Below are 14036 nucleotides of genomic sequence, written 5' to 3'. Positions count from 1 at the left end.
GCACTACGCGCGCGTGAAGCCCGTCGGCAGGAGCGCCGTCACCGTGTACGTACCGCCGTCCGGGCCCGCCGACAGGCTTCCGCCCATGCTGGTGACCCGCTCCTCCATGGAGAACAGGCCGGTGCCCGTGGAGACCGGGGCGCGGTCCGGCGGGGTCTCGGGGAGCGGGTTGCGGACCTCGACGCGCAGGTCGCGGCCGGTCACCGCGATCGTGACGGTCACCGGCAGCCCGGGCGCGTGCTTGGCCGCGTTCGTCAGGCACTCCCGCACGACGCGGTGGACGGCCGCCTGCCGCAGCGGCGAGAGCGCCTTGGCCTCTTCGGCGACCTCGAGGTCGACCGGGCCGCCCATCCGCTCGCTCTCGTCCGCGAGCGCGGCGAGCCCTTCGAGGCCGGGTGTCGCCGCGCCGCCGTCGGCCCGCCGCACGATGGTCTCGTTGAGCATGTGGTGGGCCCGGCGGGCGGTGTCCGCGAGCTCGTCGAAGTCGGTCTGGTACGTCGCGCCCCGGGCCCGTACGGCGAGCACCTCGGCCCGTACGGCGAGCACGGTCAGCTCGCGGCCCACCAGGTCGTGGACGTCCCGCCCGACCGAGATCCGCTCCTCCTGGACGGCCTGGTGGGCCGCCGCCTCCGCCCGCTGGGCCTCCAGGGCGCGCACCAGGTCCTGGCGGTTCGCGCCGATGCCGACGCCGGCCGCGAGCACGCCGATGGGCACGACGAGGCTGAGGAATTCGCTGAGGGTCTCGCCGTGCCGGGCCGGCCAGCCGGGCATGAGGAAGAGGCCGTACGCCACGGCCACGTAGAGCACCGTCGCGACGACGCCGACCGCGCGGCCCCGGAACCGGCCGAGGGAGTACAGCGCGAACTGAATCATCGTCAGCTCGTGCAGCCACCCCATCAGGGCCAGCGCCACCAGGTACGGCACCCAGGGCAGCCGTCGCCGCAGGACGAGCGTCGCGGCTCCGGCCGCCAGGACCAGGGAGGCGGTGGCGCCGGTCAGGGAGTTGTCGGCGCGAGCGAGGCCCGGCACGTCGAGGGACATCAGGGCGAAGGCGCTCACCGCCGTCACGACGTCCAGAGCGCGCGGCGAACCCGCCCACCGGTCCACGCGACGGCGCAGCGCGGGGAAGGCGGGCAGTCGGGACATGCCCTCCATCATCCCGGGTCTTTCGACCCGCCACCCCGGACCTAAGTCACTTCTCGTGTGAGATCGGGCACTACGGTCAATCTGCTGTTTGACTCATGAATGTGCACGAACCATCCCAGGAGGAGCTGAGCCTGGCCTCCGCCGTCCTCGACGCGCTGCCCCAGGCGGCGGTGCTCCTCGACCCCGAGCTGCGCCTCCTGCGGGTCAACCGGCGCTTCGCCGAACTACTCCGGCTGCCCCCGGGGCTCGACCACTCCCCCGGCGCCCCGCGCGGCCCGCTCCTCGACCACATCGCCGGGCTCCTCGCCCACCCCGAGGACCGGCACAGGCTGCTCGCCGAGCGCGACTCGCCCCACCCGGTCACCCGGACCGCCGAGTACCTGCTGAGCGACGGGCGCACCCTGCGCAGGCGGCGCGCCCCGATCACCGTACGGGACGGGCTCTTCGGGCACCTGTGGCTGGTGGAGGACGTGACCCGGCAGCGGCGGGCCGAGGAACAGCTCTACGCCCAGGTACGGAACCTCACCGCCCTCGCCGAGGAGCGCGCCGCCTTCGCCGCCCGCACCCTGCACGAGCTGCGGACCCCGCTGGCGACCGTACTGAGCCTGACCGAGCTGCTCCTGGACCCCGCCACCGGGCGCCTGAACGACGAGCAGACCTCCTTCGTCGAGGCCGTCCACCGCAACGCGAGCCGGATGCGCGCGGCGACCGAGAACCTGCCGAAGGTGGCAGGCGGCGGCCCGCCGACGACCCCGTCGCTCGCGCCGCTCGTCGTCCACGAACTGGTCGAACGGGTCGCCCTGGAGGCCCTGCAGCGCGGCGCGGGAGAAGGCCCGTACCTCTCCGTCGACACCGCCCCCGGCCCGCCCCTCGTCGCCGACGGCGCCATGGTGACCGGCGTCCTGGAGGAGATCGTCGAGAACGCGGTGCGCTACACCCCGGCGGACGGTCTCATCGAGGTGACCGCCCGGCCGGACGGGGACCACTGGACCGTGGTGGTCCGGGACACCGGGATCGGGGTCCCCCTGGAGTACCAGGAGGAGATCTTCACCCCGTTCGTCCGCGCGCCCAACGCCCGGCGCGGCGGCTTCCCCGGTACGGGGCTCGGCCTTGCGGTCGCCCTGGACTCCGTACGGCTGCACGGCGGGACGATCGAGGTCCACGACCGGGAGGGGCCGGGCGCGGTCTTCACCGTACGGCTGCCGCTCACCGCGCGCCCGCGCGTCGACGAGGGCGAGGGAGACGGGCCGTGAGCAGGCTGCTCGTCGTGGAGGACGACCCGGACCTCGCTCTCGCGCTGCGCACGCTGCTCGCCCGGCGCGGCTACGACGTGTCCGTCGCCGACGACGGCCGCGAGGGGCTGCGGCTGCTCTTCGCGGAGCGCCCGGCCCTGATGATCCTCGACCTGCTGCTGCCGCGCCTGGACGGCTGGGAGGTCCTCGACCGCACCCGGGACATGAGCGATCTGCCCGTGCTGATCCTGTCCGGCCTCGGCGACGTCGACGACCGGGTGCGCGGGCTGCGCTCCGGTGCCGACGACTTCCTGGTGAAACCGTTCGCCAACACCGAGCTCCTCGCCCGGGTGGAGGCCCTGCTGCGCAGGTCACGGCCGGGCAGCTGGGTGGGCGAGGCGGTGGAGGAGGACCTCCGTCTCGTACCGGAGCGGCGCGGGGCCGTCTGGTACGGCACGGAGATCCGGCTCAGCGACCTGGAGTACCGACTGCTCCAGCTCCTCGTCCGCAACCGGGGCCGGGTGGTGACGACCGAGCAGCTCCTGCACCACGTGTGGGACGACACCACGGCCATCGGCAAGGACCGGATCAAGTTCGCGGTCCTGCGCCTGCGCCGCAAGCTCCACGCGGCGGCGGGCCCGGGCTCCCGCGACCCGCTGGAGGCGGTACGGGGCCTGGGGTACCGCTACGAGAGCGCGGCGGACCGTGGCCGTCCCCGGCAGGGTCCGTAGCGTTCGGGACCAACGGACAGGCCGAAAGTCCCGACCTCCCCGCCACCCGCAAGGGCAACCGTCCCGCAACCGAGCTCCACCCGAGCGCGCGACCGTGACCGGTCACCTTCGGAGCATGAACGCCCTCCCCGCCGACCTCCCCGCCGTCCTCCCCGCCCGCAGCGTCGCCGTCGTCCTCGGTACCCGTCCCGAACTCGTCAAGCTCGCCGAACTGGTCCGGCTGCTCGGTCCCGCCGCCCGCCTGATCCACACCGGTCAGCACTACGACGAGGAGCTGTCCGGCAGCTTCCTGGACGAGCTCGGGCTGCCCGAGCCCGAGTACCTGACGGGTGTCGGCGGGCAGCCCCGGGCCGTGCAGGTCGCCGCCGCGCTCGCCGCCCTCGACGAGCGGTTCGCCGCCGAGCCGCCGCTCGCGGTCGTGGTCCAGGGCGACACGAACGCCGCGCTCTCCGGCGCCCTCGCCGCCAACGCGCGCGACCTGCCCCTCGTCCACGTCGAGGCCGGGCTCCGCAGCCACGACCGGGACATGCCCGAGGAGCACAACCGGGTCCTGATCGACCGGCTCGCCGACGTCCTGTGCGCCGCGACCCCGGACAACCGGGAGCTGCTGCGCGCCGAGGGCGTGCCGGACGCACGGATCGAGGTGACCGGCAACCCGGTGGTCGAGGTGGTCCGGGACCACCTCCCGCCGGCCGCCGAGCGGGCCCGGCTCCTCGCGACGCTCGGCCTGGCGCCCGACGCGTACGTCCTGGCCACCACGCACCGCCCGGAGAACACCGACGACCCGGCCGCGCTCGCCGCGATCCTGGACGAGCTGGCCGGCCTCGCCCGCGAGCTGCCCGTCGTCCTCCCCCTCCACCCCCGTACCCGCGCCCGGATCGAGGCCGCGGGTCTGCTGCCCCGGCTCGACGGGCTGACCGTGCTGCCCCCGGCGGGCTACGGCACGTTCCTGGCCCTGGCCCGGCACGCGGCGCTGATCGTCTCCGATTCCGGCGGCATCCAGGAGGAGACCACCGTCCTTGGCCGGCCGCTGGTGGTGGTCCGCCGCTCCACCGAGCGCCCCGAGTCGCTCGCCGACTTCGCCGACCTGGTCGCCCCGGGCCCCGAGATCGGGCGGGCGGCCCGCCGCCGGATCGCCGAGGGCGCGCGCGGACTGCGCCGGCTGGCCACGCTGCCGAGCCCGTACGGCGACGGCACGGCCTCCCGCCGGATCGCCGGCCTCATCGCGGACCTGGCAGCCGCGCCCACCGCCGCCCACTCCCCCGCCCTCGCCACCGCGGCCTGACCGGAGACCCGCCCCCCATGAGCCTCCACCTCCTCCTGTACGTCTTCCCGTTCCTGCTCCTCGCCTGCTTCCTGCTCTACTGGGCGGGCGCCCGGCACTCGTACGCGCGCCGCCGCCCCACCGAGACCGGCGACCCGACCGCGTACGACTGGCACTTCTTCGTCCCCTGCCGCGACGAGGAGGCCGTGATCGCGACCACGGTGACCCGGCTCCGTACCGGCTTCCCCACCGCCCACGTCTGGGTCATCGACGACGCGAGCGACGACCTGACGGCCCCGATCGTCACGCACCTGGCCGACCAGGACCCCCTGGTGCGGCTGGTCTCCCGCCGCCGCCCCGACGCGCGGATCGGCAAGGGCGCCGCCCTGAACGCCGCGTACGAGGCGCTGAACCGGCACCTCGGCGAGGCCTCGGCCGGGGACCGCGCCCGCGTCATCGTCTGTGTCGTGGACGCCGACGGCCAGGTCGCCCCGGACGCCCTCGCCCATGTCAGCGGCCCCGACGCCTTCGGCGACCCGGACATGGGCGGCGTCCAGATCGGCGTCCGCATGCGGAACGTCGACGACGAGCGCCCGCTCCCCGACCGGGGCCGGCTCGCCAACGCCTACGCGCGGCTCCTGATCCGTATGCAGGACGCCGAGTTCGCCGTCTCCAACACGGGCATGCAGCTACTGCGCCGCCGCACCGGCTCCGTGGGCCTGGGCGGGAACGGCCAGTTCACCCGCCTGACCGCGCTTGACCGGATCGCCTCGGCCGAGCGCCGCCCCTGGCAGCAGGACGCCCTCCTTGAGGACTACGAACTCGGCCTCCACATGCGCCTCGCCGGCTACCAGGTCACCCACGTCCCCGACACCTGGGTCACCCAGGAAGCCCTCCCGTACACCCGTCGCTTCCTCACCCAGCGCACCCGTTGGGCCCAGGGCAACATCAGCTGCGTCCGCTACAGCGGCCGGATCGTCGCCTCCCGCCACTACAAGGCCCGCGGCGTCCTGGAGAGCCTGTACACCTTCGGCCAGCCCCTGGCCCACCTGGCGACCCTGGTCCTCGCCGCGCTCATGCTGGTCGCTCTGCTGACGGGCGGCGGCGCCCGCGAGGTCCTCCTCGCCGCCTGGCCGCTGGCCCTCGCGCTCGCGGTCGTGTCGATCGTCCCGTTCCTGCTCTGGGGCCCGGTCTACCGCCGCGAGTTCGCCCCGGACCGCTCCCGGCTCAAGGGCCTGCTCTGGGGCTTCGCGCTCTGGCTGTACGCCTACCACCTGTTCCTGGTCTCGGCCCGCGGCTTCGCCCGCCTCCTGCGCGGCCGCACCGGCTGGGCGAAGACCCGCCGCAACGCCGAGACGGCCGGGGTGGGCCCGGTGGCGACGGAGTCCTGAAACGGCGGGAGGGCCCGGAACCGATCGGTTCCGGGCCCTCCCGCGCCATCTGTGGCTCTACGCCTGCGGCAGCCGCTCCAGCTGCGCCTGGATACGGGCGATGTCCTCGTCCGCCTTGGCGAGCCGCGTACGGATCTTGTCCACGACGTTGTCCGGCGCCTTCGCGAGGAACGCCTCGTTCCCGAGCTTCCCGTTGGCCTGCGCCTTCTCCTTCTCGGCGGCGGCCAGATCCTTCGCGAGCCGCTTCCGCTCGGCCGCCACGTCGATCGTCCCGGACAGGTCGAGCGCGACGGTGGCACCGGCGACGGGCAGGGAGGCGGTGGCGGCGAACTCCTCGCCCTCCGGCTGGAGCCGCAGCAGCTGGCGGATGGCCGCCTCGTGCGGGGCGAGAGCGGTGCCGGTCAGGTCCAGGCGGGCCGGGACCTTCTGGCCGGGCTGCAGGCCCTGGTCCGAACGGAAGCGGCGGACCTCGGTGACGACCTGCTGGACCAGCTCGATCTCCTTCTCGGCCGCGTCGTCGCGGAAGCCGGAGTCGGTGGGCCAGTCGGCGATGACGACGGACTCCTTGCCGGTGAGCGTGGTCCAGAGCGTCTCGGTGACGAACGGGACGATCGGGTGGAGCAGTCGCAGCATGACGTCCAGGACCTCCCCGAGGACCCGGCCGGAGACCTTGGCGCCCTCGCCGCCGGCGAAGAACGTGGTCTTCGACAGCTCGACGTACCAGTCGAAGACCTCGTCCCACGCGAAGTGGTAGAGCGCGTCGGCGAGCTTCGCGAACTGGTAGTCGTCGTAGAACGCGTCGACCTCGGCGACCGTCTTGTTGAGCCGCGAGAGGATCCAGCGGTCCGTCGCGGACATCTCCGACGGGTCGGGCAGCGAACCCTCGACCGTCGCGCCGTTCATCAGCGCGAAGCGGGTGGCGTTCCAGATCTTGTTGGCGAAGTTCCGGGAGGCCTTGACCCAGTCCTCGCCGATCGGGACGTCGACGCCCGGGTTGGCGCCGTTGGCCAGGGTGAAGCGGACGGCGTCGGAGCCGTACTCGTCCATCCAGTCCAGCGGGTTGACCGCGTTGCCGAAGGACTTCGACATCTTCTTGCCGAACTGGTCGCGGACCATGCCGTGCAGGGCGATGGTGTGGAACGGCGGGGTGCCGTCCATCGCGTACAGGCCGAACATCATCATCCGGGCGACCCAGAAGAAGAGGATGTCGTAGCCGGTGACCAGGACGGAGTTCGGGTAGAACTTCGCGAGGTCGTCGGTCCGCTCCGGCCAGCCGAGCGTGGAGAACGGCCACAGACCGGAGGAGAACCAGGTGTCCAGGACGTCGGTGTCCTGGTGCCAGCCCTCGCCGGTCGGCGGCTGCTCGTCCGGTCCGACGCAGACGATCTCGCCGTTCGGGCCGTACCAGACGGGGATGCGGTGGCCCCACCACAGCTGGCGCGAGATGCACCAGTCGTGGAGGTTGTCGACCCAGTCGAAGTACCGCTTCTCCATCTCCTGCGGGTGGATCTTGACCTTGCCGTCGCGGACCGCGTCACCGGCGGCCTGGGCGAGCGGGCCGACCTTGACCCACCACTGCATGGACAGGCGCGGCTCGATGGTGGTCTTGCAGCGCGAGCAGTGGCCGACGGAGTGGACGTACGGACGCTTCTCGGCGACGATCCGGCCCTCGGCGCGCAGCGCGGCGACGATGGCGGAGCGGGCCTCCAGGCGGTCCAGGCCCTGGAAGGGGCCGTGGGCGGTGATGACGGCGCGCTCGTCCATGACGGCGAGGTTCGGCAGGCCGTGGCGCTGGCCGATCTCGAAGTCGTTGGGGTCGTGGGCGGGCGTGACCTTGACGGCGCCGGTGCCGAACTCGGGGTCGACGTGCTCGTCGGCGACGACCGGGATCCGGCGGCCGGTCAGCGGCAGCTCGATCTCCGTGCCGACCAGGTGCTTGTACCGCTCGTCCTCCGGGTGGACGGCGACGGCGGTGTCGCCGAGCATCGTCTCGGCGCGGGTGGTGGCGACGACGATGGAGGCGTCGCCGTCCCCGTACCGGATGGAGACGAGCTCGCCGTCGTCGTCCTGGTACTCGACCTCGATGTCGGAGATGGCCGTCAGACAGCGCGGGCACCAGTTGATGATGCGCTCGGCGCGGTAGATCAGCTCGTCGTCGTAGAGCTTCTTGAAGATGGTCTGGACGGACTGCGAGAGGCCCTCGTCCATCGTGAACCGCTCGCGGGACCAGGCGACGCCGTCACCGAGGCGCTTCATCTGGCCGGAGATCTGACCGCCGGACTCGGCCTTCCACTGCCAGACACGCTCGACGAACGCCTCGCGGCCCAGGTCGTGGCGGGACTTGCCCTCCTTGGCGAGCTCGCGCTCGACGACGTTCTGGGTGGCGATGCCCGCGTGGTCCATGCCGGGCTGCCACAGCGTCTCGTAGCCCTGCATCCGCTTGCGGCGGGTGAGGGCGTCGATCAGCGTGTGCTCGAAGGCGTGCCCCAGGTGGAGCGAGCCGGTGACGTTCGGCGGCGGGATGACGATGGTGTACGGCGGCTTCTCGCTGTTCGCGTCGGCCTCGAAGTAACCGCGCTCTACCCAGCGCTCGTACAGCTTCCCCTCTACTTCGGCCGGCGCGTACTGGGTCGGCAGTTCGGGGTTGGCTGCTGGCTGCTGCTGAGTGTTCTCGGTCACGGGGTCAGTTTAGGGGTGTCGCGGGGCTGTCCCGAAACGCCTTTGTTCCGTAACGGTGTGCCCCCCGCCGCCCATGTGGGGCACGGCTTCCGACAGGATGTTCGCTACGCATAAACATCCTGTGAGGGGAACCTGTCCATGAGCTACAACCAGCCGGGTCCGTACGGCGGTCAGCCGCAGCAGCCCGGGCCGTACGGCCAGCCGGGCCCCTACGGTCAGCAGCCGGGCCCGTACGACCAGCAGCCTCAGCCCGGCTACGGCTACCCCCAGCAGGCCCCTCAGGGCGTACCGCCGCAACAGCAGCCGTACGGCTACCCGCAGCAGCAGCCTCAGTACGGCCAGCAGCCCCCTTACGGCGCCCCCCAGGGCCCCGGCGGCTACCCGCCGCCCCCGCCGGCCGTGAAGAAGTCGAAGACCGGGCTGATCGTCGGCGCGTCTGTCGTGGCGCTCGCGCTGATCGCGGGTGGCGCCTGGTTCTTCACCCAGGGCGGTGGCGGCGGCGCGTCGGTCGCGAACGACGGCCCGCACAAGCTGATCACCCCGGAGACGGTGCTCACCGAGTACAAGAAGTCCAAGGAGAGCGGCGGCACCAGCTCGGGTGGCGACGACTTCCTGAAGGACGCCGAGAAGAACGGCGTGAAGAACGCCAAGCAGGTCGAGGCCGGCTACGAGGTGAAGGACACGGCGAACCCGCTGGGCGGGAAGCTCATCCAGTTCGGCGGTGTCTACGGCGAGATCGCCGACCCCGAGGCTGTCGTGGACGGCGTCTTCGCCACCATCAAGGCTGAGTCCGAGAAGGACAAGGACGACGAGGCGGAACTGCTCGGTGAGCCCAAGCCGTACACGCCCGAGGGGTTCGACGGCGCGGTCCTGAAGTGCCAGCAGATCAAGAGCAAGCCGAAGGCCGGTGCCGACGCGGGTGCGGGTCCGACGGAGTTCACGATGTCGGTGTGCGTGTGGGGCGACCACAGCACGCTCGGTTTCGTGATCCCGATGGACATGGCCTCGCTGCTGAGCGGCAAGGGCACCGCCCCGGAGGAGGCCGCTTCCGTCACGGCCAAGCTCCGTAAGGAAGTCCGCGTCAAGCTGTGACCCCCTGAACGGACGAGAGGGGCGCCCCCACCGGGGGCGCCCCTCTTCATGTCCGTACCGCTCAGGCCGACTTCTCGTGCCGCCCGTCGTTCTTCACGATGCGCGGGACCAGCGTCGGGTTCACGTTGTTGTGGACGACGTCTGCCGTGATGACCACGCGGGCCACGTCCTTGCGGGACGGGACCTCGTACATCACCGACATCAGGACCTCTTCCATGATGGCCCGCAGGCCACGCGCGCCCGTGCCGCGCAGGATCGCCTGGTCGGCGATGGCCTCCAGGGACGGGCGGTCGAAGTCCAGCTCCACGCCGTCGAGTTCGAAGAGGCGCTGGTACTGCTTCACCAGCGCGTTGCGCGGCTCGACCAGGATCTTGAGCAGGGCCTCGCGGTCGAGGTTGTGGACCGAGGTGATGACCGGGAGGCGGCCGATGAACTCCGGGATCATCCCGAACTTCACCAGGTCCTCCGGCATGACCTCCTGGAACTGGTCGCTCGCCTCGATCTCCCGCTTCGAGCGGATCGTCGCCCCGAAGCCGATGCCCTTGGCGCCCGCACGCGACTCGATGATCTTCTCCAGGCCGGCGAAGGCGCCGCCCACGATGAAGAGCACGTTCGTCGTGTCGATCTGGATGAACTCCTGGTGCGGGTGCTTCCGGCCGCCCTGCGGCGGGACGGAGGCCGTCGTGCCTTCCAGGATCTTCAGCAGGGCCTGCTGGACGCCCTCGCCCGAGACATCGCGCGTGATCGACGGGTTTTCGCTCTTGCGGGCGACCTTGTCGATCTCGTCGATGTAGATGATCCCGGTCTCGGCCTTCTTGACGTCGTAGTCGGCCGCCTGGATCAGCTTGAGCAGGATGTTCTCGACGTCCTCGCCGACATAGCCGGCCTCCGTCAGCGCCGTCGCGTCGGCGATGGCGAACGGGACGTTGAGCATCCGCGCCAGCGTCTGGGCCAGCAGCGTCTTGCCGGAGCCCGTGGGGCCGAGCAGCAGGATGTTGGACTTCGCCAGCTCGATGGCGTCGTCACGGCCCGCTCCGCCGCCGTTCTCGCCGGCCTGGACGCGCTTGTAGTGGTTGTACACCGCGACCGAGAGGGCCTTCTTGGCCGGCTCCTGGCCGACGACGTAACCCTCGAGGAACTCGTAGATCTCGCGGGGCTTGGGAAGTTCTTCCCAGCGCACCTCACTCGTCTCGGCGAGTTCCTCCTCGATGATCTCGTTGCAGAGGTCGATGCACTCATCGCAGATGTACACACCGGGTCCCGCGATGAGCTTCTTCACCTGCTTCTGGCTCTTTCCGCAGAACGAGCACTTGAGCAGATCGCCGCCATCACCGATGCGTGCCACGAGGTGCTTCCCCTTCGCCTGGGAGCGCTTGGTTCAGCGACTCCTGGTGCCTCATATTCGACGGTACCTTGCCGGGCCCCCCGTTCGGGCCCCCCTTGGCACGGTTCACATGGTCGTGATTCGGCCACGCGGACCGTGCCAGGGGAAGGCCGAGCGTCAGGCTGCCGCGGCGGCCGTGGTCTTGCGGGTCGAGACGATCTGGTCGACCAGGCCGTACGCGAGGGCGTCCTCGGCGGTCAGGATCTTGTCGCGCTCGATGTCGTCGCGGATCTTCTCGATCGGCGTGGAGGAGTGCTTGGCCAGCATCTCTTCCAGCTGGGTGCGCATGCGCAGGATCTCGTTGGCCGCGATCTCCAGGTCGGAGAGCTGCTCACGGCCGGTGCCGCCGGACGGCTGGTGGATCAGCACACGGGCGTTCGGCAGGGCCATCCGCTTGCCGGGCGTACCGGCGGCGAGCAGCACGGCCGCGGCGGAGGCCGCCTGGCCCATGCAGACCGTCTGGATGTCCGGCTTCACGAACTGCATCGTGTCGTAGATGGCCGTGAGGGCGGTGAAGGAGCCGCCCGGGCTGTTGATGTAGATCGAGATGTCGCGGTCCGGGTCCATCGACTCCAGGCACAGCAGCTGCGCCATGACGTCGTTGGCGGAGGCGTCGTCGATCTGCACGCCGAGGAAGATCACGCGCTCCTCGAAGAGCTTCGCGTACGGGTCGTACTCGCGGATGCCCTGCGAGGTGCGCTCGACGAAGCGCGGGATCACGTAGCGGTTGTCCATCGGCGCGCCGGTGTAGAGGCCGCTCGGGGAGAGGTTGTTCTGCATCTGGAAGTTCACCGTCCTGGTGGCGTTCGGCGGGGGCTGGGGCTCTTCAGCGGTCTGCCGGGCTCAGGCGCCCGTGCCGCCGCCGCCGGGAACGCCCGCGGCGTGCGTGATGATGTCGTCGATGAGGCCGTAGTTCTTGGCCTCCTCCGCGGTGAACCAGCGGTCGCGGTCACCGTCGCGAATGATCGTCTCGACGGTCTGACCGGAGTGGTGCGCGGTGATCTCGGCCATGCGCTTCTTCGTACGAAGGAGGTACTCGGCCTGGATCTTGATGTCCGAGGCCGTGCCACCGATGCCGGCGGAACCCTGGTGCATCAGGACGTCGGTGTTCGGCAGCGCGAAGCGCTTGCCGGCGGCGCCGCCGGTGAGCAGGAACTGGCCCATGGAGGCCGCCATGCCCATACCGATGGTGACGATGTCGTTCGGGATGTACTGCATGGTGTCGTAGATGGCCATGCCGGCCGTCACCGAGCCACCGGGGCTGTTGATGTAGAGGTAGATGTCCTTTTCCGGGTCTGCTGCCAGGAGGAGCATCTGCGCGGTGATCTTGTTGGCGATCTCGTCGTCGACCTGCTGGCCGAGGAAGATGATGCGCTCGCCGAGCAGCCGGTTGTAGACATGGTCGCCGAGGCCACCACCGATGGACGGCTCACCCGCGGCGTAAGGCTTCAGATTCGTCACGTATCCACCTGCTCGTCTCCGACGGCGACGGCCGTCTCAGCGTCTCGTTCAGAGGGCAGTGCCCTCGTATTCATGGACCCTAACGCGCAGGTAGGACAACGCCATCCCGGTTCCCGAACTGTTCGCTGGGAGCGCAAGGTTACTGGAGGCTCCAGGGGGCCTGAATACGGGCACGGGCCCGGCGCACAGCAGTGCGTCCGGGCCCGTGGACCAGCGGTTCAGCGTGAGGCCTGGGCCTCTTACTTCTCCTCGGCGACCTCGGCCTCGCCGGTGACGGCCTCGACCGTCTCGGCGGCCGTCTCGGCCTCGTCCTCGTCGTCCTCGAGGTCGACGGTCTCACCGTTGGTGTCGACGACCTTGACGGCCTCGACGACGACCGCGAGGGCCTTGCCGCGGGCGACCTCGCCGACGAGCATCGGCACCTGGCCACCCTCGACGACGGCCTGGGCGAACTGGTCGGGGGACATGCCGGAGGAGGCGGCGCGGCGCATGAGGTGCTCGGTGAGCTCCTCCTGGCTGACGTTCAGCTTCTCCTTGTTGACGAGCTCATCGAGGATGAACTGCGTCTTGATGCCCTTCTCGGCCTGCTCCTTGGTCTCCGCCAGGAACTCTTCCTCGGTCTTGCCCTGGATCTCCAGGTACTTCTCGAGGGTCAGGCCCATCTGGCCGAGCTGGTGGTGCTCCAGGTTGTGCTTGCGGGTGTTGATCTCGTCCTCGAGCAGCTTCTCGGGCATCGGGACGTCCGCCAGCTTGAGGAGCTCGTCGAGGACGCGCTCCTGGGCCTGGGTGGCCTGGTCGAACTGCTTCATGTTCTCGAGGCGCTTGCGGCTGTCGGCCTTGAGCTCGTCGAGGGTGTCGAACTCCGACGCGAGCTGCGCGAAGTCGTCGTCGAGCTCGGGGAGCTCACGGGCGGCGACGGCGGTGACCTTGACGGACACCTCGGCGTCCTTGCCCTCGGCGGAGCCGCCCTTCAGCTGCGAGGTGAAGGTGGCCTCGCCGCCGGCCTCCAGGCCGGTGACGGCCTCGTCGATGCCGTCGAGGAGCTCGCCGGAACCGATGGTGTACGAGACGCCCTGGGCGACGCCGTCCGGGAGGACCTCGCCGTCGACCTTGGCCTCGAGGTCGATGGTGACGACGTCACCGTCGGCGGCGGCGCGCTCGACCGGGTTCGTGGAGGCGAAGCGCTCGCGCAGCTGCTCCACGGACTTCTCGATGTCCTCGTCGGTGACCTCGACCGCGTCGACGGTGACCTCGATGCCGGAGTAGTCCGGGATCTCGATCGTCGGGCGGATGTCGACCTCGGCGGTGAAGGCCAGCAGCTCGCCGTCCTTCAGCTCCGTGATGTCGACCTCGGGCTGACCCAGCGGGTTGACCTCGGCCTCGTTGACGGCCTCGGTGTAGAACTTCGGGAGGGCGTCGTTGACGGCCTCCTCCAGCACCGCACCACGGCCGAACCGCTGGTCGATCACACGAGCCGGGATCTTGCCCTTGCGGAAGCCCTTGACCGTGACCTGCTGGTTGATCTTCTTGTACGCCGCGTCGAGGCTGTCCTTGAGCTCCTCGAAGGGCACCTCGACAGTGAGCCGAACCCGGGTCGGGTTCAGGGTCTCCACGGCGCTCTTCACGGTTCGGTCTCCTTGGTGGCTGATTCTTGGA

General features: G+C 70.7%; 11 protein-coding genes. 5 read left to right on the top strand and 6 right to left on the bottom strand.

The features are described 5' to 3' along the window. Positions 1-3: 3 nt before the first annotated feature. Positions 4-1146: a sensor histidine kinase gene (locus ACFWRO_RS06255; RefSeq protein WP_384504996.1), complete on the bottom strand. Its 1143-nt coding sequence runs from the start codon at positions 1144-1146 to the stop codon at positions 4-6. 101 nt (positions 1147-1247) lie between these two features. Between ACFWRO_RS06255 and ACFWRO_RS06250 the strand changes: the two genes are divergently transcribed. The 4 genes from ACFWRO_RS06250 (at position 1248) to ACFWRO_RS06235 (ending at position 5764) form a co-directional block, all read left to right on the top strand. Continuing rightward, on the top strand, positions 1248-2399 hold the full coding sequence (locus tag ACFWRO_RS06250; RefSeq protein ID WP_384504994.1) for an ATP-binding protein: 1152 nt from the start codon (positions 1248-1250) through the stop codon (positions 2397-2399). Continuing rightward, entirely contained in the window at positions 2396-3109 is a 714-nt protein-coding gene (locus ACFWRO_RS06245) for a response regulator transcription factor (RefSeq protein WP_384504992.1), read from the top strand. The genes ACFWRO_RS06250 and ACFWRO_RS06245 overlap by 4 nt, the downstream gene beginning before the upstream one ends. A 115-nt stretch (positions 3110-3224) precedes the next feature. After that, entirely contained in the window at positions 3225-4394 is a 1170-nt protein-coding gene (gene wecB, locus ACFWRO_RS06240; RefSeq protein WP_384504989.1) for a non-hydrolyzing UDP-N-acetylglucosamine 2-epimerase, read from the top strand. A gap of 17 nt (positions 4395-4411) precedes the next feature. Further along, entirely contained in the window at positions 4412-5764 is a 1353-nt protein-coding gene (locus tag ACFWRO_RS06235) for a glycosyltransferase (RefSeq protein ID WP_384504986.1), read from the top strand. A 57-nt stretch (positions 5765-5821) separates the two neighbouring features. On the opposite strand, the gene ACFWRO_RS06230 is transcribed toward ACFWRO_RS06235, so the two are convergent. Continuing rightward, a complete protein-coding gene (locus ACFWRO_RS06230) occupies positions 5822-8443 on the bottom strand; it encodes a valine--tRNA ligase (protein ID WP_384504984.1) in 2622 nt (873 codons plus the stop codon). Positions 8444-8581: 138 nt separating this feature from the next. Here ACFWRO_RS06230 and ACFWRO_RS06225 point away from each other — a divergent pair, with 138 nt between their 5' ends. Continuing rightward, complete coding sequence (locus ACFWRO_RS06225; protein WP_384504981.1) at positions 8582-9535, top strand: hypothetical protein; 954 nt, start codon at positions 8582-8584, stop codon at positions 9533-9535. A gap of 61 nt (positions 9536-9596) precedes the next feature. On the opposite strand, the gene clpX is transcribed toward ACFWRO_RS06225, so the two are convergent. From clpX to tig, 4 genes are all read right to left on the bottom strand, one after another. Beyond that, positions 9597-10880, bottom strand: coding sequence for an ATP-dependent Clp protease ATP-binding subunit ClpX (gene clpX / locus ACFWRO_RS06220; protein WP_384504978.1), 1284 nt, complete (start codon positions 10878-10880; stop codon positions 9597-9599). Positions 10881-11036: 156 nt separating this feature from the next. Beyond that, positions 11037-11699, bottom strand: a complete 663-nt coding sequence (locus ACFWRO_RS06215) for an ATP-dependent Clp protease proteolytic subunit (protein ID WP_384504975.1) — start codon at positions 11697-11699, stop codon at positions 11037-11039. A 63-nt stretch (positions 11700-11762) separates the two neighbouring features. Continuing rightward, entirely contained in the window at positions 11763-12380 is a 618-nt protein-coding gene (locus ACFWRO_RS06210) for an ATP-dependent Clp protease proteolytic subunit (RefSeq protein ID WP_384504972.1), read from the bottom strand. 239 nt (positions 12381-12619) lie between these two features. Further along, positions 12620-14005, bottom strand: coding sequence for a trigger factor (tig, locus tag ACFWRO_RS06205; RefSeq protein ID WP_384504970.1), 1386 nt, complete (start codon positions 14003-14005; stop codon positions 12620-12622). Between the last annotated feature and the right edge of the window lie 31 nt (positions 14006-14036).

It is taken from the genome of Streptomyces sp. NPDC058579 (assembly GCF_042718575.1).
GTDB lineage: Bacteria > Actinomycetota > Actinomycetes > Streptomycetales > Streptomycetaceae > Streptomyces.
Note: the sequence above shows the minus strand (reverse complement) of the source record. Positions and strands in the feature narration are given on the sequence as shown.

Coding starts and splice junctions, on each gene's coding strand:
- ACFWRO_RS06215 (WP_384504975.1), bottom strand. CDS start 11,699: ATGCAGAACAACCTCTCCCCGAGCGGCCTCTACACCGGCGCGCCGATG.
- ACFWRO_RS06255 (WP_384504996.1), bottom strand. CDS start 1,146: ATGTCCCGACTGCCCGCCTTCCCCGCGCTGCGCCGTCGCGTGGACCGG.
- ACFWRO_RS06235 (WP_384504986.1), top strand. CDS start 4,412: ATGAGCCTCCACCTCCTCCTGTACGTCTTCCCGTTCCTGCTCCTCGCC.
- wecB (WP_384504989.1), top strand. CDS start 3,225: ATGAACGCCCTCCCCGCCGACCTCCCCGCCGTCCTCCCCGCCCGCAGC.
- ACFWRO_RS06225 (WP_384504981.1), top strand. CDS start 8,582: ATGAGCTACAACCAGCCGGGTCCGTACGGCGGTCAGCCGCAGCAGCCC.